A 19678-nucleotide genomic window follows, 5' to 3' on the forward strand; every position below is an offset into this window, starting at 1 on the left:
GCACCAGTCGAACCCGGGGGACCTCTCTGTGACCCATCGCCGCCCGAAGGCGCTGCTCGCCATGCGCCAGGTGTACCTGCCCAGGCTGTTCCCGGCCGCCGTCCGCGACCGCATCGAGCGCCACGCCGACCTCGACCCGGCCTTCGCCGCCGAGCGCCTGGACGACCCGCGGATCGCCGCGCTGCTGCCGGAGCTGGAGGTGCTCATCACCGGCTGGGGCTGCCCGCCGCTCGACGACGCCTTCCTGCGCGCCGCCCCCCGTCTGAGGGCGGTCCTGCACGCCGCCGGCAGCGTCAAGGCGCACGTCACCAAGGCGGTCTGGGACCGGGACATCGTAGTGACGTCGGCGGCCCAGGCCAACGCGGTCCCGGTGGCGGAGTACACGCTCGGCGCGATCCTGCTGGCCGGCAAGGGCGCGTTCCGGCTGCGCGAGCGCTACCGCGGCGAGCGCACGTTCACGGTGGCCGAGGTGGTGCCCGACGCGGGCAACTACGGCCGCCGGGTCGGCATCGTCGGCGCCTCCCGCATCGGCCGGCAGGTGATCTCCCACCTGTCCCGGCACGACTTCGAGGTCCGCCTGTACGACCCGTACGCCATCGACCCGCCCGTGCCCCGCGTGGGCCTGGAGGAGCTGCTGGCCGGCAGCGACATCGTCAGCCTGCACGCCCCCGCCACCGCCGAGACCCGCCACCTGCTGGACCGCGAGCGGCTCGCCCTGCTGCCCGACGGCGCCGTCCTCGTCAACACCGCGCAGGGCTCGCTGGTCGACACCGAGGCGCTCGTCGCCGAGCTGCGGACCGGCCGGATCTCGGCCGTCCTGGACGTCACCGCGCCCGAGCCGCTCCCCGCCCACTCGGCGCTGTTCGAGCTGCCCAACGTCTTCCTCACCCCGCACATCGCCGGCTCCCAGGGCAACGAGCTGGCCCGGATGGGGGCCGTGGTCGCCGACGAGCTGGAACGCCTGGTGACCGGCGCGCCCCTGCTGCACCGCGTCCGCTACCAGGACCTCGACACCGCCGCCTGAGCGCACGCCGGACGGTCAGGCGGGGCCGGGCGGGAGCTGGACGGTCATGATCAGCTCGCAGGTCCCGCCGCCCGAGCCGCGGTAGACGTGCGGGACGTCGCCGTTGTACGTGGCGGTCTGCCCCGCCTCGACCGTGTGCTCGGCGCCGTCGACGACCAGGACCATCCGGCCGGCGGTGACGTTGACGGTCTCCACCACGCCGGCCTGGTGGGGGTCGCTGCGGTATTCCTCGCCCGGCTCCAGCCGCCAGCGCCACACCTCGACCGGGGCCGGGCCCGGGGTCGTCAGCATGAGCCGGGCCTGACCGCCGCGCTCGCCGGTCCACAGCGGCGTGACGCCGTCGGCGCTCACGACGCGGACGCGGCCTTCGGGCGCGCCCTGCATCAGGGCGGACACCGAGATGCCGAGGGTGTCGGCCAGCCGCACCAGCGTGCCCAGGTTGGGGTTGCCCTGGGCCTTCTCCAGCGCCACCAGCGCGCCCTTGCTGACCTGGGCGCGCCGGCTGAGCTCGTCGAGCGACAGGCCGGCGCGGGTGCGGGCCGCCCGCACGTTCCGCGCGACCGCCTGAAGCGCCGTGGCCGTCTCGGCCATCCGATCACCATCCTCACCCGTGGACCACTCCAGTGCACCGTGCGGTCGTTGGATTAACCCTAGCCGGTCAATCTATTGTACTTTCTGGTCGTTGTACTGACGACGAAGGATGTGCTGTGATCGCTCTGCTGCTGGCCCTGGGCAGCTCGCTGGCCTACGGGTGCGCCGACTTCCTGGGCGGGCTGGGTGCCCGCAAGGCTCACGTGCTGCGTACCGTGATGATCGCCGCGCCCGCCAGCCTCGCGGTCGAGCTGGTGCTGTGGCCGCTGCTCGGCGCCTCGTTCAGCGCCGGGGCCGTCGGCTGGGGCGCGGCCTCGGGGGTGGCCTCGGCCGCCGCGTTCGCCCTGCTCTACCGCACCCTGGCGATCGGCCCGATGAACGTGCTGTCGCCGGTGACCGCGCTGGTGTCCGCCGCGCTGCCCGTCGGCGCGGGCCTGCTGCAGGGAGAGCACCTGTCCGCCGCCGGGCTGGCAGGCCTGCCGCTGGCGATGCTGGCGGTGGTGCTGGTCAGCGCCGGGCCGGGCGCGGGCGCGGCCCGGCCCTCCCGCACCGCGCTGCTGCTGGCCTTCGGCGCGGGCGCCGCCATCGCCCTGCAACTGATCTTCCTGCACCAGGCGCCGTCCGACAGCGGGGTGGCCCCGCTGATCGTGGGGCGCGCCGTCTCCTCGGCCCTCACCCTGACCGCGGCGGGGCTGATGCGGCGCAGGCTGGGGCCCGAGCGGCCCGCGTACGCGATGTCGGCGGCGGCGGGGGCGCTGGACTCCGTGGCGAACCTGCTGTTCCTGCTCGCCTCCCGCGGCGGGGACCTCGCGGTCGTCGCGGTGATCGTCGCCCTCTACCCGGCCGGCACGGTCCTGCTCGCCCGCGGCGTGCTCGCCGAACGCGTCGGCCGCACCCAGCTCGCCGGCCTCGGCGCCGCCGCCGTCGCCGTCAGCCTCCTCGCCCTGACCTGAGCCAGTGGCCCGGCCGCTGCCCGCCCGGCGGTTCGAGGCCGGCGGGGGGCGGTCAGCGGGGCACACTCCACGACGGGCGCTCGTTCAGCGCCCGTACGTCCATGTCGGCCACGCGCCGGTGGGCCGCGGTCATCTCCGACAGCTCCTGCGCGGTGAGCACCTCGGAGACGTCGGTGAAGCCGCCGGGGGCGCGCTGCTCGGCCAGCCGGACGAGGTCGTCCACCTCGAAGCGGTGACCCGAGCGGACCAGGCCGTCGGTCTGGCGGCGGCGCTCGTGCTCGTACCTGGCCAGCCCCGCGACCGGGTCCGGCTCGGTGGCCAGGGCCAGGGCAAGGTAGCGGGCGTCCAGGATCGCCTGGGAGCCGCCGTTGGAGCCCACCGGGTACATCGGATGGGCGGCGTCGCCGAGCAGGCTCACCCGGCCGGCGCCCCAGCGCGGCAGGGGCGCCTTGTCCACCATCGGGTACTCCAGGATGCGGCCCGCCATGGCGATCAGCTCGGGCACGTCCAGGAACGGCAGCACCCAGCCGGACACGTACGGCCGCACGTCCTCCAGCCGCCCGGACCGCCACCAGTCCGCCTCGCTGGCGGGCGCGCCGGCCGGGGCGGTGCGCACCTCGGTCACCCAGTTCACCATCGCCCGGCCGTTCGCCCTGGCCTCGGGACAGATCGGATAGGCCACGATCTTCGTGCCGTACTGGGTGCCGGCGACGACCATGGTCGCGCCGTCGAAGAGCGGGTCGCGCTCGGTGATGCCCCGCCACATGGTGATCCCCGACCAGCGCAGCTCGTCGCCGCGCGGATGCAGCCGGGCCCGGACCGCCGAGTGCACGCCGTCCGCGCCGATCACGACGTCGGCCCCGTCCTCGACCAGCCGGCCGGTGGCGCTCTCGCGCAGCCGTACCGTCACCGGGCCCGGGGCCGCCGGCTCCAGCGCGCGGGGCCCGAAGCCCTCGAACGACAGGCCGGTGCGGACGACGTCCGCACCGAGCCGCTCGGTGACCGCCCGCAGCAGCAGCATCTGCAGGTTGCCGCGGTGGATGGACAGCTGCGGCCAGCGGTATCCGGCCGCCTGCCCGCGCGGCACGGTCAGCACGATGTCGCCGCGCCGGGTCGCGTAGCTCAGGGCGCTCGTCGGTATCCCGGTCCGCAGCAGCTCCTCGCCCAGGCCGAGCTCCTCCAGCTCGCGTACGGCGTGCGGCTGCAGGTTGATGCCCACGCCGAGCGGCTTCAGCTCCGGCACCGCCTCGACGATCGTGCAGTCGATGCCCGCGGCGTGCAGGCTGAGCGCGGCCGTCAGCCCGCCGATCCCCGCACCGATAATCATCACCATCACGCCGACGCCCGTACCCGGAGCTCCAGCTTCAATATCCCGCTTGCCCTAATCCCATCATTTCCTGGCAAACCGATGGCCACCACCCGAACCCGCTCCGCCAAGCGCCGGGAACGGCAAGGCGGCCAGGGTGGAGATCCCGCCCGGTGGGGCCCCAGTCGCTCATACCGAAGGAGAAAGGGATTTGCCCTTGTGCGCGTGGACGCCATTCATCTCCCGCCGTGTCACGGAGGGCGATATCAAAGACGAGGCAATTCTGCTGAGGACGCCCGTTGACCAGCCACTCCTGTTCCCCGCAGGACGTGTCCAGGCCGAAGGGCGGCCATCGCCCTGTCTGGGCTGCGGAACGCGATGGGAGACACCTTCCTCGGCGCCGAAGCCAGGTGGCTCGCCGAGTACCCGGACGCGGACTCTAGAGGCAACGCGAAGCGAGCGAGTGAAGCCAACGGAGTGCCCCTGCGTAAACGGCGATGCATAGGCCGCGTTCGCCTGCAGCCTCTGGAGTTCTCAGCGCGCCGGCCATCTGGACACCAGTGGCGGTAGACCGTCCGCTGCGGCAACAACCCGTAGAAGATCCACCATGCCACCTGTCCGCAGGCTGGGCACACCGGCACCTTACGATGTCCCGACGCTCATGAACGGCAGGCCTTGCCATCCAACGCGAGCGCCCAAATTGGTGGTCAAAGTGCTTCTCGCTTTGGTTCGTGCGGATTGTCAGATGCAGGCCAGATATGCAGGAACCCTTGCAATGCCCCCAATAGAGGTCATGATGACTCGCATTTTGGCACTCCTAGGGCATCACGAGATCGGATGGAGGCCACACGTGTTACGAGTGATTTGGCAGTCAATTCTGTGATCTATGTCATATTGCTTATCGATCTTGGTGAAGTGAAGCTTGAGTGCTGTTGCATACCCACAGCAGATCGAGGGAGTCAGTGAACGAGTTAGTCAGCACGCCGAAACGCGGTCGACCCGCCAGGCGGCAGGTTGCGATGGCGACGGTGCTCACGGTGACAGCATCGCTGCTGGTCGCAGGCGTTTCCGGCGTCGCACAAGCGGACCCTGAACCGGCCGCCACCCCCACCGAACCTTCCATCACCGTTTTTCCCCGTCCAGAAGACCCGGACGCACCGTTACGCGCGGCACTCGCGGAGGCGAAAAAACAGAACAGACCGGTGGCCGTGGAGGCCGCTTTCACGGAAACCTCCCGCACTTGGGCGTATCCGGACGGTCATTTATCCACTCAGTCCTATACCGGCCCGGCGCAATTACGGCAGTCCGACGGCTCTTGGGCGTGGATCGACACCACACTGGTCGAAGAGGACGGTGTCCTGAAGCCTCGGCTGGCCAAGGCCGCCGTACGGCTGTCAACCGGGGGCACTGGCCCGTTCGCCACCATGCGCGTGGGACGCACCGACAGCTTCGGTCTGTCCTGGCCCACCACGCTGCCCAAGCCGCAGGTCAAGGGCAACGTGGCCACCTACGTGGGCGCGGCCGGCCCGTCGGCGGATTTGGTGGTGACCGCGCTGTCCACGGGATTCCGGCACGACGTGGTGCTGCGTGAGCGACCCGCCGGACCGGTGGAGTTCCGACTGCCGGTACACGCGCCGAATCTGAAGTTGAGTGAGACGAAATCCGGCATGCTCACTTTGTCGGGCGCCAAGGGCAAGAAGGTAGCTTCCGCGCCCGCACCGCGCATGTGGGACGCGACAGCCGCCAAAGAAGATGCCAGACAGCCCGGCCGCGAGGCCAAGGTCAACACCGAAGTGAAGACCGAGGACGGCGGCACCGTCCTGGTGCTCAAGCCCGACCCCGCATGGCTGGCAGATCCGGCCACCCAGTATCCGGTGACAGTCGATCCCACCATCACCCTCGGCATCACGCAGGAAGTAGGTGTCAAATCACCTACCTACCAGTCAGCCCCTGGCATCGTCGGGCGCTACTACTCGTCCACCTCCCCCGACACGTTCAGCCGGGCCCTGATGGCGTTCGACACCGCGCCGATCGCGGGACGGCAGGTGGTCAAATCCACCATGCAGTTGATGCTGCGCACCGATGCCACCCAATGCTCTGAGTTTCAGGCGATCTCCGCGCAACGAATCACCTCAGCATGGGTGGCTGACCGCACGTTCTGGAGCAACCAGCCCAGCGTTACGGGCGAGGGGCGGTCACTGATCGACCCCTGTGTCCTTCCACGGACTGCCGGGTCGGTGTGGAGCTGGGATCTGACGACGATGACCCAGCTCTGGGCGTCTGGAACGCCCAATCACGGGCTCATGCTGGCCCTGACCTCGGAATCTCCGATTCCGAGGTTCTTGGCCGAGGACTTTTCGTTCTGGCCGCAGCGGTACGGCCAGAATGTGCCCAAGCTGAGCGTGGACTGGGTACTGCCCCCCGAGATCCCCACTGTGACCGCCGAGTCGATCGACTCCATCAGCGGCAACGACGCCATCGCCCGCGCCACCAACGTCAAGGTGACCTACAAGTCCAGCGTCCCCGAGGCGACACCACTGGACTACACCGTCACCGTCAACGACTCCACCATGCCCCCTCCGCCCGTCGAGCTTCCTTCTGGCGAGGTCGCTCTGTGGAAGCTTGATGAAGCCTCCGGCGCCACCGCGACCGACTCGTCCGGCAACGGGAACACCGGCACTCTCACCGGAACCCACACCCGTGTCCCGGGCCAGCTCGGGCAGGCGGTCAACCTCGTTCCGGGGGCATTGCTCAGCGCGGGCAAGCCCCTGCTCAACACCGACCGGACCTATACCGTGGCCACCTGGGTGCGGCTCAACAGCAGCACCACTGATCAAGCGGTGCTGTCCCAAATGGGCACCCACATGCCCGCCTTCACCCTGGGCTACAAGATTTCCAGCCTGGCCGACCGTGACCGGCGCTGGGAGTTCTCTGCGATCACCGAGGACAACCCAGACCGCATCCAACAGGTCGGCATGCAGTCGGAGAAGCTCGCCAGGATCGGCCAATGGACCCACCTCGCCGCCCAGTATGACCAGACAGCGCGCAAGCTACGGCTGTACGTGGACGGGGAATTGGTCGGCGAACGCGACCACACTGTTGGCTGGAGCGCCCGTGGGGCCTTCCAAGTCGGCAGCGGAAGAATCGCCGCCTCCCGAGCGAAGCTGGATGGCGCCGTAGACGACGTCCGCGTCTACCAGCGTGCCCTGACGGCGCAGGAGATCCGGAACCTGGCCGTCTCACCCAACACCACCACCCACACCGGTATCCCCTCCGGCCAGGCCATCGACAAGACCTTCACGATGGACAACCCGGCCAGCTTCAAGTTCGTCGTCAAGGCGTGCCGGACCGGCGTCACCCCGCCCTCCTGCAACGAGAGCCCGGCCTACCGCATCACCAGCGACGCTCCGATGCTGCCCTCCGACACCGAGACCGGCATGGCCGACCCGGCCCAACCGATCCTGTCCGGCATGGTCAACCGCCCCTCGGGGGGCCTTGTGACCGCCAAGTACTACCTGTACGACGACAAGGGGCTACCCGTCGGCTCCGCCCCGCTCGGCAGTCGCACCGTCAACGGCGGCGAACGTGCCTCCTTCCAGATCCCGGCCAACACCGTACAAGCCGGCCGCACGTACAAGTGGCAGATGACCGCCTGCGTCACCGCCCCTCAGGACGGCGGCAGTTCAGCCCCGGATCCCACACCTACACCGACTCCGACGCCCACTCCGACGCCCACACCGACCCTGCCTCCCGGTTTGGTGGCCGGCTATGCCATGGACGAGGGCACGGGAACGACAGTCCGGGATATAACCGGGACCAACAACGGCACCGCCCTTGCGACGAACTGGGTGGACGGCAAGTACGGCAAGGCGTTGTCCTTCGACGGCACCTCCAGCTGGGTAACCATCAACCACAGCCCGTCGCTAAAATTGACCACCGCCCTGACCCTGTCCGCATGGGTCAAGAGCGAAACTCCCGCCGGCTGGCAGAGCGTCATCGCGAAGGACTACGAGACCGCGGGGGACGTGTCCTACGCGCTGTACGGCTCAGACGGCGCTGTTCCACGGGGCTGGTTCGCCACTGATGCCGGCTATCCAACGGTGGTCGGCACCGAGAACCTGCCTCAAGACACCTGGGCCCACCTGGCTGTCACTTATGACGGCAGCACGGCCAAGCTGTACCTCGACGGCACGCAGATCGGCCACAACACCTTCACGGGCACCCTCATCGATGATGGCGGCGCCCTCCACCTCGGCGGCAACACAGCATACGGCGAATACTTCCAGGGCGCCCTCGACGACGTCCGCATCTACAACCGCGCCTTGACCGCCGCCGAAATCACCACTGACATGAACACCTCCCTCGGCAGCACCGCCTCCCCAGGCATAGCACCGAAGGCTGGAACCCACACCACCACAGTGGCTGGTACTGCCCTTGATGAGGTTTGCACCTCCAAGACCGTCCCCGTTAGCTTCACCACTCCGGGAACGCCTCCGCCGGATCAGCCAGTGGTTACTCAACCGCTGAATTTGGGCAAGGACAGTTTTGTTATCAAAACTGTCAAAACCAGCCCCACAGCATGTGGTGGAGCTCCGTGTGTAGTGAACGACTCCAGCAGCATTCAGGTCGGCGGCACCGGAATTGATGCCATCGCCACGGTAATCGGATTCAAGCTGGATGAAGTTCCAGCAGGATCCCTTGTGTCGGAAGCGCAGCTCAAACTTGGTAATGCGATATGTCCAGCAGGTTCGTGCTCGCCAGATGGGATCATCACGGCGAAACCGCTAGTGAGTCCAGTCACCGGAGAGTCCAAAGGTTTCGATCTTCTCAGTGATATCGAGCCAGGAGTAACTCCGTACTCATTGCCACTGAGTGAGCCTCAAGCGAACGTCGCTGACACCATATACCAGTGGCTGATGTTAAGTTCCAACAGCAACGAAATCGTCACATTTGGTGCTGAGGGCGCAGCTGAGCAACCATCATTGGCGCTCAAATATGTGCTCGCTGGGCCACCCGGCAGTGTGGTCAATCTCAGCGCGCAAGCGGGCGATGGCGGCGCCGTTGTCAGTTGGGGGATACCAAAGTTCGCCGGCAGTATCGCGTCCATCGCGAAATACGACGTAGATGTCCTCGATAACAGTGATACGGTCGTCAAAGGTCTTAAGGTTGAAGACCCTTATGCAACCGTCTCTGGGCTAAGCAACGGCGAGAGCTACGTCGTAAAAGTGCGAGCTAATACCGTATATGGTAGCAGTGAATGGGAAAGCGTATCGGTTACGCCTAAAGCGGTACCGCCTCCACCGCCTTCTTCAAGTGAATGCGTTCTTGAGCGGTCCCCCACTTCACGCGTCGCAGTGGTCAACGATTCCAGCCCTGACTACGCTGAGCGCATCAAGAACTACTATCAAGCGCAAGACGCCGTACTGGAAGGCCGCGCGGCAAACATTTGGGAGGCTCCGGGTGTGTCCGCCAGCTCTCCTAGTACAGCCAGTCTGTCGCTGTTGAATGCTTCTCTTCAGCTCGCTCGCTCAGAGATGCAACAAGCAGGTGAGACGCGCGTCAACTCCACGGTCGACGTCATGGACGCGGTGGTGAGCGCCAGGCCCGACGGGACGGTAATTGTCGCCGCCAATATCGGACGATCTTGGGAGACACTGACGGCTGCAGGGCAAACAGCGATAAGCTCTCAGGGCGTGGCAGATGATAGTGGAGAGGTTGAGCCCGGAGAATTCACTATTACGGTGACGGTATTTGACCGGTGCGGCAATATCACCCACATCGAGATGCCCATGGACTGCTGGGTGGACTCGAGTGACTTCAGCGACGATGGCGGGAGCAGTCCGCCTCCCGAATGTGGAGATCCTTCTGGGGGGCACTTTTCCGCGCGAGTGGCATGTAACACGCAGGTTCCGAATTGCGGAAAAAAGTACTCGTACGGAGTTCCGGGCAAGATCAAAATAATAATGCAACGGCGAGGCGGGGGTGAGACGAATGGAAAGAAATGGATAGCGTACTATGTAGAGACGCAAGTCCCGGGAACATCGCTAGATGGGTGGCTTAATCGTAAGGGCTCGAGAGGGGTCTATTCGGAGACGTGGGGTAAACAATATAATGCAACTAGGTATCGCTGGATACAAAAGAAGACTTCGTGGGCCACACCACTAAAGAAGCAGTGGGAAGTGCATTACAACATCAAGGTCGAACCAGGTTCTCAGGTTCGAAACAGCGGGGCTCTCATCGTAGCAGGTTACAATGGATACTATGCTCAAGCGTGGTTCTCTTGTTGGGCCCGCTAATGTCGTGACCTGATTGGATTAGGTATGTGTCAAGGATAGAGATGGTACATCTAGTCCTTGACGGCGCAGGCTTCGCGGCGCGGCGACTACCCCGGCCGGGGGAAGTCGCCGCAGTCGCCCGCTGGCGCGCCGTCGAAGGCCTCGGGGCGGTGCTGTTCATCCGCCGCAGACGTAATGGCGTTCTCGCATCTGAAGTTGTCATCGCTGCGCGAGAAAGTTCAGGTGCATGGTGTGATTTGGATCTCACTTCTGGTGCCAGCGGTTACCCCGACATCTTCTCGCACTCCCAGGAAAGGCCGGGTGCGGCGGTTCTCGGTATAACGGAGACGCTGATCTCGGAAGCGGCCTTCAGGGACGGCGCTTCGGCGCGACTACGCCTCTTGGAGCTCGCGGTGCACAGCTCGGTGACGTCGATAATCTGCCGAACCACGTCATCGCGAACCGAACAAGAAATATCGCCACTAGGCATCTGCCTCGCTGGAACGCTGGGTGAGGAGAGCGCAACGCTGCACGTATATGCCGGCCAACGGGAGATCGACCGCATCTCCATGGCCTCTTGATAGTGCGGAAGAACGAATCGTGATAGTTCGAATTCACAATCGACGGTTCAGTGAGGTGACCTCAGCGAGATAGTTCGGGCGGTTGGGATTTCTTGGACGCCCATGGTGGCGTTCCGGGCCTTTCCGGAGGAGTCACCGAAGGCCGGAAACAGACGTGGAGCCCCCGGCAGACGAACTCTCACCACAAGAACCTCAGCCGCCCGGCAGGCTCCACGTGATTGCTCATCGTGCCACGCTGGACGTCTCCCGCGTACTCGGTCAGTACGTCGCGCGACTCCTGCGCCAAGGGCGCCGGCTGCGTGGCACCCCGCACGGCAGCAGGGCCTTGAGCCCGTTCCGGCAGGCGGTCATGGCGGTGCGCTGGGTTCCGCGGCGAGCATGATGTTTTCAAGCTTGGCCGTGACCATCGCATCTCCCGGGCCCCGCTACCGCTACACCCACGAAGGCATCGCAGTTCTCGCAGCTCAAGCGCCTGATCTGCCCTCGTGGATCGCCGAGGTCGCACCTGGCTCCGTCCACGACCTCACCAACGCGCGCGCAGGTGCTGGACGCGCTGTACGCCTCAGCCGCACGTGGGCTGCCCGCCCTCGCCGAGAGCGGCTACGACGGCGCCGGAACCGGCATTCATACGCCGATCAAGCAGCCCGACGAAACCAGATCCTCAGCCCAAACAACCGCACCTACAACCGGCGCCTACGCGCCCTGCGCTGTCTCGGCGAGCGCGGATTCGCCCTGCTCAAAGGCCGCTGGCGGACACTGCGCCGTTTTCATCCTCGGGCGGCGGGCTGCTGATCACAACATGATCGCAAGAGTGCCGTTCGCCTGATGGCATGGCAAGCCCCTGGTAGACGGGTTGATCACCACAATCACGTCCGCCACAACCGGGGGCCTCGCATGCTTTTACCGTGCCGCCGTCGATTTGTCGCGCTCAACCCTCAACTACGTCGCCGGCCTCATCCGCCGGCACCGCAAGACGATCGGCTCCATCTGGCGGCTGCTCAACCCTGGACAGCAGGCCCTGCTCGTGCTGGTCTACCTGCGCAAGGGAGAGACGTTCCCCGAGCTCGGCGCCGGTTTCGGGATCTCGACGACGACGGCGTGGCGGTATGTGGAGGAGACGGTGATACTGCTGTCGGCGCGATCGCCCAAGCTCGGCCAGGTACTGCGCAAAGCTAAGCGCGACGGCCTGCACTACCTGGTGCTGGACTCCGTTCGGCCGGGGGTGGGCCGCCGCGCGGGCTCGGCATAAGTCCGCATGTCTATACAAACAGATGACATTGAGGTAGAACCAGGGCGAGCCCGTTGGTCCTGGAGGTGTCCTATGAGACGTGCCCCGATCGTGCTGGCCCTGCTGGGAGCGCTCGCCGTCACCGGCTGCTCCTCGGGAGGAGGGCAGGCGGCCCAGAGCGCCCCACCCGCCTCCTCCGACGCGCCCGCCGCCCCGGCCGGGAGCGGCGCGAGCTTCGCCGTCATCACCCACGGCGCGCCCGGCGACTCCTTCTGGGACGTGGTCAAGAACGGCGCCGAGGCCGCCGGCGAGCAGTACGGCGTCAAGGTCTCCTACCAGGGCGACGGTGACCCGGCCAAGCAGTCGCAGCTCATCGACCAGGCCGTCTCCGAGAAGGTGGACGGCATCGTGGTCTCCATGGCCAACCCCGACGCGCTCGAGGAGGCCGTCGGCAAGGCCGTGGCGGCGAAGATCCCCGTCGTCACGATCAACTCCGGCGCCGACTCCTCCAAGGCGTTCGGCGCGATCACACACGTCGGCCAGTCCGAGGACGTGGCCGGGCGCGGCGCGGGCGAGCAGCTCAAGGCCGCCGGCGTCACCAAGCTGCTGTGCGTGATCCACGAGGCCGGCAACGTCGGGCTCGACCAGCGCTGCAAGGGCGCGGAGCAGACGCTGGGCGGCACGGTCGAGCGGCTGCAGGTGGACGTGAGCAACCTGGCCGACGTCACCTCCAAGGTCGCCGCCAAGCTCCAGTCCGACCAGCAGGTCAACGGCGTGCTCGCGCTCAACCCGGCCGTCGCGGTCGCCGCCAGGGACGCCGTCAAGGACGCCGGGTCGCAGGCGAAGCTGGCCACGTTCGACCTGTCGGCGGACGTGGTGACCGCGATCAACGACGGCGAGGTCCTGTTCGCCGTGGACCAGCAGCAGTACTTGCAGGGCTACCTGCCGATCACGTTCCTCAACCTCTACAAGGCCAACCTCAACACCGTCGGCGGCGGCCTGCCGGTCAACACCGGGCCCGGGTTCGTCACCAAGGACAACGCCTCCCAGGTGGCCAAGCTGGCCGAGGCGGGCACGCGATGACGGTCGCCGCGGACGAGCGGGTCGCCAGGATCGGCACGGCCCGGCGCCTGCTCATCCGGCCCGAGCTCGGCGCGGTGGTCGGGCTCGTGGTGGTGTTCGCGTTCTTCGCCGTGCAGTCGCCGGTGTTCCGCTCGCCGGCGGGCATCGCCAACTGGCTCGATCCGGCGGCCACGCTCGGCATCATGGCGGTCGCGGTCGCGCTGCTGATGATCGGCGGCGAGTTCGACCTGTCGGCGGGCGTGCTGACGGGCACCAGCGGGCTGATCCTCGTCACGCTGGCCACCCGGTTCGGGTTCAACGTGTGGCTGGCCATGCTCGCCGGGCTGGTGGTGGCGCTGGCCGTCGGGTTCGCCAACGGGATGGTGGTCACCAGGACGAGGCTGCCCAGCTTCATCGTGACGCTGGGCACGTTCCTGATGCTGCAGGGCATCAACCTCGGCGTCACCAAGATGATCACCGGGTCGGTGCAGGTCAGCGGGCTGCGCCGGGCCGAGGGGTACGAAGGGGCGAGCGCCGTGCTGGCCGGCACGATCGAGATCGGCGGCACCTCGTTCCGGGTGGCGATCCTGTGGTGGATCCTGGTGACGGCGCTGGCCACGTGGGTGCTGATGCGCTCCAGGGCGGGCAACTGGATCTTCGCGGTGGGCGGCAACGAGCAGGCCGCCCGCGCGGTGGGCGTGCCCGCCGCCCGTACGAAGATCGCGCTGTTCATGACGACGGCGTTCGCCGCCTGGCTGGTCGGCTCGATCCTGGCGCTGCGCTACACCTCCGTGCAGGCCAACATCGGCATCGGGCAGGAGTTCATCTACATCATCGCCGCCGTGATCGGCGGCTGCCTGCTCACCGGCGGGTACGGCTCCGCCATCGGGGCCGCCATCGGCGCGGTGATCTTCGGCATGGCCGACAAGGGCATCGTCTTCCTGGGCTGGGACGCCGACTGGTTCACGTTCTTCCTCGGTGCGATGCTGCTGCTGGCGACGCTGGCCAACCGCCTGGTACGACGCTACGCCGAGGAGATGAGGCATTGACCCCGACGACGATCCTGGAGACCAGGGGCATCGGCAAGACGTTCGGCTCGGTGCTGGCGCTGCGCGAGGTGTCGATGAGCGTGGCGGCCGGGCAGGTCACCTGCGTGCTCGGCGACAACGGCGCGGGCAAGTCGACGCTGATCAAGATCCTGTCGGGTGTCCACCAGCACGACGCGGGCGCCTATCTGGTGGACGGGCGGGAGGTGCGCCTCACCAGCCCCCGCGACGCGCTGGAGCGCGGCATCGCCACCGTCTACCAGGACCTGGCGATGATCCCGCTCATGTCGGTGTGGCGCAACTTCTTCCTCGGCTCCGAGCCCCGCATGGGCCTGTCCTTCGACGTGCGCAAGGCGCGCCGGGTGGCCCGCGAGGAGCTGCGCGCGATGGGCATCGACATCCGCGACGTGGACCAGCCGGTCGGCACGCTGTCGGGCGGCGAGCGGCAGTCGGTGGCCATCGCCCGGGCCGTGTACTTCGGCGCCCGCGTCCTCATCCTCGACGAGCCCACCTCGGCGCTCGGGGTCAAGCAGGCCGGCGTGGTGCTGCGGTACATCGCCCGCGCCCGCGACCGGGGGCTCGGCGTCGTGTTCATCACCCACAACCCCCACCACGCCTACCCGGTGGGCGACCGCTTCCTGCTGCTCAACAGGGGCGCCTGCATCGGCGAGTACGGCAAGGGCGACATCACCGCGCACGAGCTGACCGCGCTGATGGCCGGCGGGGCGGAGCTGGAGGAGCTGGCCCACGAGCTGCGCAGGGAGTGAACAGCCCGGCAATGTTGGCGCACTTTTGACCTGCCCGGGTGGTCGCCGGGAGGGGGAAGCAGGAACATACCCTCCTGGGCACGTGTCGAGCCGGTCGGGGGATCGCCGATGACCACGATGACGAGCGGGCGGGCCGGATGGCCGCATTCGGAATCTACAACGTAAAGGAGCCCGGCGTGGAGCCATGGCCCGGCAGGCCCCCGGGACCGTTATTACGCCTGCCGCGACTCCCGCCGTCTCCAGCGGGCGGCGCGGGCCGCCCGGGGCGGGCGGTCCGCGTCCCTTCGTGGCATGCTCGTATGCGGCATCCCACGAAGGAGGCACCCCTTGCCCGCTCCGCACAGGGACGGCAGGCTGCTGGCCGTCAGCGACCTGCATGTCGGCTACGCCGAGAACAGAGCCATCGTGGCAGAGCTGAAACCGCTCTCGCCCGGCGACTGGCTGCTGGTGGCCGGCGACGTGGGGGAGCGGCTGGCGGACATCACGTGGGCGCTGCGCCTGCTGGCGGGCCGCTTCGAGCGGGTGGTGTGGGTCCCCGGCAACCACGAGCTGTGGACCCCGCCGCAGGAGTCGCCGGACCTGCGGGGAGTGGCCCGCTACGAGCACCTGGTGAGCGTCTGCCGCGAGCTGGGCGTCCTCACCCCGGAGGACGACTACCCGTTATGGCAGGGCGCCGGCGGGCCGGTGCGGATCGTGCCGCTCTTCCTCCTGTACGACTACACGTTCCTGCCCGAGGGGCACCACACCAAGGACAGCGCGCTGGCCTACGCCCACAGCACGGGCGTGGTGTGCACCGACGAATACCTGCTGCACCCCGACCCGTACCCGACGCGCGACGCCTGGTGCCGGGCCCGGGTGGAGCTGACCGAGCGGCGGCTGGCCGCGCTCGGCGACGACGGCGTGCCGCTGGTCTTCGTCAACCACTACCCGCTGGTACGCGAGCCGACCGACATCCTGCGTCACCCGCAGTTCGCCCAGTGGTGCGGCACCACCGCCACGCGCGACTGGCACCGCCGCCACCGCACCGCCGCCGTGATCTACGGCCACCTGCACATCCCCCGCGTCACCTGGTACGACGGCGTGCGCTTCGAGGAGGTCTCGCTCGGCTACCCGCGCGAGTGGCTGCCCCGCCCGGTCGGCCGCCGCCTCCTGCGCGACGTGCTGCCCGAGTCCTGACCCGGTCCCGCCCGCGCGATCCGGCGATCCGGTGGTCCGGCGGCCCGGTGGGCGTGCGGTGCCGCACGGCCGGCGGCGGGCGGGTCGGTGGCAGGCGGGCGGCAGGGGGTGGGGGGCGGGGTCAGCGGGGGAACTCGACCCGGTGCTCGTCGCCGGTGACGATCACGCCGCTGTTATGACCCCCCACCGCCACGGAACGCTCGCCGGAGGCGGTCACCGGCACGCGGGGCAGCATCGCGGCCACCTCGCGGCGCAGGAGCGGGTCGGCGCGGAACTCCTCCATGATCGTCAGCTTCAACGCGGCCCGGCACGCCTCGTCGTCCGGCTTCGCGCCGGCCACCTGCCCGATCACCTGCCTGGAGCGGGCGTCACCGCGGCCGAAGACCCGCTGCAGGATGCGCGAGCCGCGGGCGGCCACCGTGTCGGCGGCCAGCTCGCTGGTCTTGGCGAGCACCCCCGTGCCGTAGGCGTCGATCGCCGCGGTGACGAAGGGCATGACGTCGTCCGTGGTCGCTCTGGGTCCGTCCACGAGACCCTCCCGTAGGTCTGGATGGAATGACGAGATGGTAGCTCTCAGCGGTGTGCCGGCGAGGGCATACTCTGTCGAGTGTGCCTGCCCCGTACCTCACATTGAAGACCGTCATCGAGCACGAGACCGAGGCGCGGCGTTCGCGCTTCATCTGCGCGCTGGCCCCCGCGCGCACGGTCGAGGAGGCGGCGGCCTTCATCGCCGGCCGCCGCCGTGAGCATCCGGCGGCCACCCACAACTGCACGGCATATGTGATCGGCGAGCGCGTCCAGAAGGGCGACGACGACGGCGAGCCGGGCGGCACGGCGGGCACGCCCATGGTGCAGGCGCTGGTCGGCAGGGGGTTCAGCGACGTGGTGGCGGTGGTGACGCGCTACTTCGGCGGCACCCTGCTGGGCGCGGGCGGGCTGGTGCGCGCCTACGGGTCGGCGGTGACCGAGACGCTCGACCGGGCGGAGCCGGTGCGGATGGTCCCGGCCAGGCTCATGCGCGTCGCGGTCGCGCACGACCAGGCCGGGCGGGTGGAGAACGACCTGCGGGCCTCGCGCCACGCGGTGCGGGAGGTGACGTACGCGGGTGAGGTCACCTTCGAGGTCGCGGTCGGCGACGACGAGGTGGCGGCGTTCACCGACTGGGTGGCCACGCTGACGGCGGGGCGGGCGCGGGTGAGCGCCGGCGACAACCTCCACGTCCCGGCCTGACCCCCTCGGCCCGGGACCGTTCCAGCCGGGCGCTGGTTCCCGGTCTCGGGTTGTCGTACGGGGGTCGTCACCCCTCCAGGGCGTACTGCATGACCCGGAACTTCGCCTGGGCCTCGGCCAGCTCGGCGGCCGGGTTGGAGTCGCCCATGATGCCGCAGCCCGCGAAGAGCCGGACCCGGCGCCCCTCCACCAGCCCCGAGCGCAGCGCGATGGCCCACTCGCCGTCGCCGTGGGCGTCGATCCAGCCGACGGGGCCGGCGTAGCCGGCGCGGTCCATGCCTTCCAGCTCCCTGATGACCTCGATCGCGGTGGGCGTCGGGGTGCCGCCGACGGCCGCGGTCGGGTGCATGGCCGCCACCACGTCGAGCACCGAGGCCCCGTCGGCCAGCCGGCCCGTGACGTGGCTGGCCAGGTGTTGCACGTTGGGCAGGACCAGCAGCTCCGGCTGCTCCGGCGTGGTGAGCGAGGAGCACAGCGGGGCCAGCGTCTGGCGCACGGAGGCGATCGCGCACTCGTGCTCGTGGCGGTCCTTCTGCGAGGCGAACAGCGCCGCCCCCCGCGCGATGTCGTCGGCCGGGCTGGTGCCGCGCGGCGTCGTGCCGGCCAGCACCAGCGACTCGATCTCCTGCCCGGTGCGCCGGATCAGCAGCTCGGGCGTGGCCCCGACCAGCCCGGCCACCGAGAACGTGTAGCACTCGGGGTAGCGGGCGGCCAGCCGGGACAGCAGCAGCCGCACGTCGATCGGCCGCTCGGCGGTGGCGACCAGGTCGCGGGCCAGCACCACCTTCTCCAGCTCGCCCTCGCGGATGCGCCGCGCGGCGCGCGCCACGACGTGCTCCCACTCGGGCGCGGTCAGGCTGCCGTCGCCGTAGCTGATCCGGCCCGGGTCGAGGATCGGCGTGAACGTCTCCAGCGGCGCCTCGCCGATCGTCGTCAGCCAGGCCCGGCCGTCGCGGCGGGCGAGCACGGCCTGCGGGACCACGAGGACGGAGCCGTGGGCGTTCTCGTCGAAGGTGAAGCTGCCGAAGGCCACCGCGCCCGACCCCGGTGTGCGCACGGCGTCGTCGACCTGGGCGTCCCCGAGGACGGTGGCCAGCCACCGGCGGGCCCAGGCGAACCTGCCCGGCCCGGGCGGAACGGTCACACGGGCGGCCTCTCCCCAGCCGACGAGGCCCTCTCCGTTCCTGATCCACGCGTAAGGGGCGGTGCGGGGGAGGGATGCCAGCAGGTCGCCGGGGTCGCCAACAGGGGTGGTGCGAACCGGCAGCGGGCGGGTTGTTCCGAGCGCGACACTCACCCAAGACACTCTATGCGGGAACTGAACACGTTCGACTCTGACCCCCGTGAATGCGTGGTTACGGGCAATGAACCCGCAAAAACAGGATGCCGATGGGTATATGGAGCACCCAGATTCGATACGGTCTGTCAAGCGCCGATATTAAGTCGGTCCTGAACTGGCAGGCCTGACCCGGAGGCCATAGTGGGCCGGTGATCCGCTCCCTACCTTGGAGCCCATGCTCGCTCGCCTCGCCCCGGCGTTCGCCGTCGTCACCGCTCTCACCGTCCCCGTGCTGACCCTCCCCGTGCTGACCCTCCCCGCGCTCGCCGTCCCCATGCCCGGTGCCCCCCGCGCCGCCCGGGCCGCCGCCGCCTCGGCCTCCCAGCCCGTGCCGCGGGTCATGGCCGCGCTCGGAGACTCCATCTCCACCGGCTTCAACGCCTGCGGCTGGTACGTCTCCTGCACCGCCCGCTCCTGGTCGACCGGCGACAGCCGCGAGGTCAACAGCCACTACGCCCGGCTGTCGGCGATCTCTGGAACGCTCCAGAAGAACAACCTCACCTTCGCCGCGCCCGGCGCGACCAGCGCCGACCTGCTCGGCCAGATGCGCAAGGCGATCGCGGCCAAGGCCGACTACGTGACGATTCTCATAGGGGCGCAGGACGCCTGCACGCGCACCGAGCAGGCGATGACCCCCGTCGCCACCTACCGGGCCCGGCTCGACGCGGCGCTGGCCGAGCTGCGCTCGGGCGTGCCGGGGGCCAGGGTGTTCTTCGCCGGCATCCCCGACCTGCGGCGGCTGTGGCAGATCGGCAAGGGCAACGCGCTGGCTCGCACGTTCTGGACGACGGGGCGGCTGTGCCAGTCGATGCTGGCCGAGCCCACCTCGGGCCGCCGCCCCGACGTCGAACGGCGGGCCCGGGTGCGGGCGCGGGTCATCGCCTACAACCGCGCGGCGGCCGGGGCGTGCGCCGCGTACGGTCCCGACTGCCGTACGGACCGGGGCGCGGTGTTCTCCTACCCGTTCACGCTCGACCACGTCAGCAAATGGGACTACTTCCACCCCAACACGGCCGGGCAGCGGGTGCTGGCCGAGCGCACCTACGAGCGCGGCTTCACCTGGATCGACCCGCGCTGACATCCTCGGCCGCCCGCCCGCC

The 19678-nt window shown here is 68.7% G+C and carries 15 protein-coding genes and 1 pseudogene; 12 read left to right on the plus strand and 4 right to left on the minus strand.

What is annotated here, in order from left to right; genetic code table 11:
- Positions 1-28: 28 nt before the first annotated feature.
- A complete protein-coding gene (locus IO39_RS40390; protein WP_245642558.1) occupies positions 29-1024 on the plus strand; it encodes a hydroxyacid dehydrogenase in 996 nt (331 codons plus the stop codon).
- A gap of 15 nt (positions 1025-1039) precedes the next feature.
- Here IO39_RS40390 and IO39_RS40395 read toward each other — a convergent pair whose 3' ends face one another.
- Positions 1040-1615 carry a helix-turn-helix domain-containing protein gene (locus IO39_RS40395; RefSeq protein WP_043635792.1) on the minus strand — a complete coding sequence of 192 codons (576 nt, stop codon included), beginning with the start codon at positions 1613-1615 and terminating at the stop codon, positions 1040-1042.
- Positions 1616-1731: 116 nt separating this feature from the next.
- Here IO39_RS40395 and IO39_RS40400 point away from each other — a divergent pair, with 116 nt between their 5' ends.
- Positions 1732-2568, plus strand: a complete 837-nt coding sequence (locus IO39_RS40400; protein WP_043635795.1) for an EamA family transporter — start codon at positions 1732-1734, stop codon at positions 2566-2568.
- Between the two features lie 52 nt (positions 2569-2620).
- Here the strand turns inward: IO39_RS40400 and IO39_RS40405 are convergent, their stop codons facing one another.
- Positions 2621-3901, minus strand: a complete 1281-nt coding sequence (locus IO39_RS40405) for a flavin-dependent oxidoreductase (protein ID WP_245642560.1) — start codon at positions 3899-3901, stop codon at positions 2621-2623.
- Between the two features lie 992 nt (positions 3902-4893).
- Here IO39_RS40405 and IO39_RS59280 point away from each other — a divergent pair.
- From IO39_RS59280 to IO39_RS40445, 8 genes and pseudogenes are all read left to right on the plus strand, one after another.
- Positions 4894-10170: a LamG-like jellyroll fold domain-containing protein gene (locus IO39_RS59280; protein ID WP_084774370.1), complete on the plus strand. Its 5277-nt coding sequence runs from the start codon at positions 4894-4896 to the stop codon at positions 10168-10170.
- Positions 10171-10319: 149 nt separating this feature from the next.
- The gene (locus IO39_RS55380) at positions 10320-10730 is read left to right on the plus strand and encodes a hypothetical protein (protein WP_157549609.1); all 411 of its coding nucleotides are present in this window, start codon (positions 10320-10322) and stop codon (positions 10728-10730) included.
- Between the two features lie 381 nt (positions 10731-11111).
- Positions 11112-11522, plus strand: a complete 411-nt coding sequence (locus IO39_RS59785; protein WP_369332902.1) for a transposase family protein — start codon at positions 11112-11114, stop codon at positions 11520-11522.
- 73 nt (positions 11523-11595) lie between these two features.
- Positions 11596-11967, plus strand: a pseudogene (locus IO39_RS40425) (helix-turn-helix domain-containing protein); the annotation flags it as partial.
- Between the two features lie 84 nt (positions 11968-12051).
- Complete coding sequence (locus IO39_RS40430) at positions 12052-13041, plus strand: sugar ABC transporter substrate-binding protein (protein ID WP_043635810.1); 990 nt, start codon at positions 12052-12054, stop codon at positions 13039-13041.
- On the plus strand, positions 13038-14069 hold the full coding sequence (locus IO39_RS40435; RefSeq protein WP_043635814.1) for an ABC transporter permease: 1032 nt from the start codon (positions 13038-13040) through the stop codon (positions 14067-14069). Before IO39_RS40430 ends, IO39_RS40435 begins: the two co-directional genes overlap by 4 nt.
- Complete coding sequence (locus IO39_RS40440) at positions 14066-14833, plus strand: ATP-binding cassette domain-containing protein (RefSeq protein ID WP_043635816.1); 768 nt, start codon at positions 14066-14068, stop codon at positions 14831-14833. The genes IO39_RS40435 and IO39_RS40440 overlap by 4 nt, the downstream gene beginning before the upstream one ends.
- A 327-nt stretch (positions 14834-15160) precedes the next feature.
- Entirely contained in the window at positions 15161-16009 is an 849-nt protein-coding gene (locus IO39_RS40445) for a metallophosphoesterase family protein (RefSeq protein WP_043635819.1), read from the plus strand.
- Positions 16010-16130: 121 nt separating this feature from the next.
- Here the strand turns inward: IO39_RS40445 and IO39_RS40450 are convergent, their stop codons facing one another.
- Positions 16131-16538: a hypothetical protein gene (locus IO39_RS40450; RefSeq protein WP_043635822.1), complete on the minus strand. Its 408-nt coding sequence runs from the start codon at positions 16536-16538 to the stop codon at positions 16131-16133.
- 80 nt (positions 16539-16618) lie between these two features.
- On the opposite strand from IO39_RS40450, the gene IO39_RS40455 reads away from it, so the two are divergent.
- Positions 16619-17239 (plus strand): YigZ family protein, encoded by a 621-nt coding sequence (locus tag IO39_RS40455; protein ID WP_052424008.1) that lies wholly within the window; start codon positions 16619-16621, stop codon positions 17237-17239.
- Between the two features lie 67 nt (positions 17240-17306).
- Here IO39_RS40455 and IO39_RS40460 read toward each other — a convergent pair whose 3' ends face one another.
- Positions 17307-18536, minus strand: coding sequence for an isochorismate synthase (locus IO39_RS40460; protein WP_043635829.1), 1230 nt, complete (start codon positions 18534-18536; stop codon positions 17307-17309).
- A 217-nt stretch (positions 18537-18753) separates the two neighbouring features.
- Here IO39_RS40460 and IO39_RS40465 point away from each other — a divergent pair, with 217 nt between their 5' ends.
- On the plus strand, positions 18754-19656 hold the full coding sequence (locus IO39_RS40465) for a GDSL-type esterase/lipase family protein (RefSeq protein ID WP_043635832.1): 903 nt from the start codon (positions 18754-18756) through the stop codon (positions 19654-19656).
- Positions 19657-19678 lie beyond the last annotated feature (22 nt).

It is taken from the genome of Nonomuraea candida (assembly GCF_000725485.1).
GTDB lineage: Bacteria > Actinomycetota > Actinomycetes > Streptosporangiales > Streptosporangiaceae > Nonomuraea > Nonomuraea candida.

What these genes read in the sequence shown, in the direction of transcription:
- IO39_RS40395 (WP_043635792.1), bottom strand. Translation starts at nt 1,615, where the DNA reads ATGGCCGAGACGGCCACGGCGCTTCAGGCGGTCGCGCGGAACGTGCGG.
- IO39_RS40405 (WP_245642560.1), bottom strand. Translation starts at nt 3,901, where the DNA reads ATGGTGATGATTATCGGTGCGGGGATCGGCGGGCTGACGGCCGCGCTC.
- IO39_RS59280 (WP_084774370.1), top strand. Translation starts at nt 4,894, where the DNA reads ATGGCGACGGTGCTCACGGTGACAGCATCGCTGCTGGTCGCAGGCGTT.
- IO39_RS59785 (WP_369332902.1), top strand. Translation starts at nt 11,112, where the DNA reads ATGTTTTCAAGCTTGGCCGTGACCATCGCATCTCCCGGGCCCCGCTAC.
- IO39_RS40430 (WP_043635810.1), top strand. Translation starts at nt 12,052, where the DNA reads ATGAGACGTGCCCCGATCGTGCTGGCCCTGCTGGGAGCGCTCGCCGTC.
- IO39_RS40435 (WP_043635814.1), top strand. Translation starts at nt 13,038, where the DNA reads ATGACGGTCGCCGCGGACGAGCGGGTCGCCAGGATCGGCACGGCCCGG.
- IO39_RS40465 (WP_043635832.1), top strand. Translation starts at nt 18,754, where the DNA reads ATGCTCGCTCGCCTCGCCCCGGCGTTCGCCGTCGTCACCGCTCTCACC.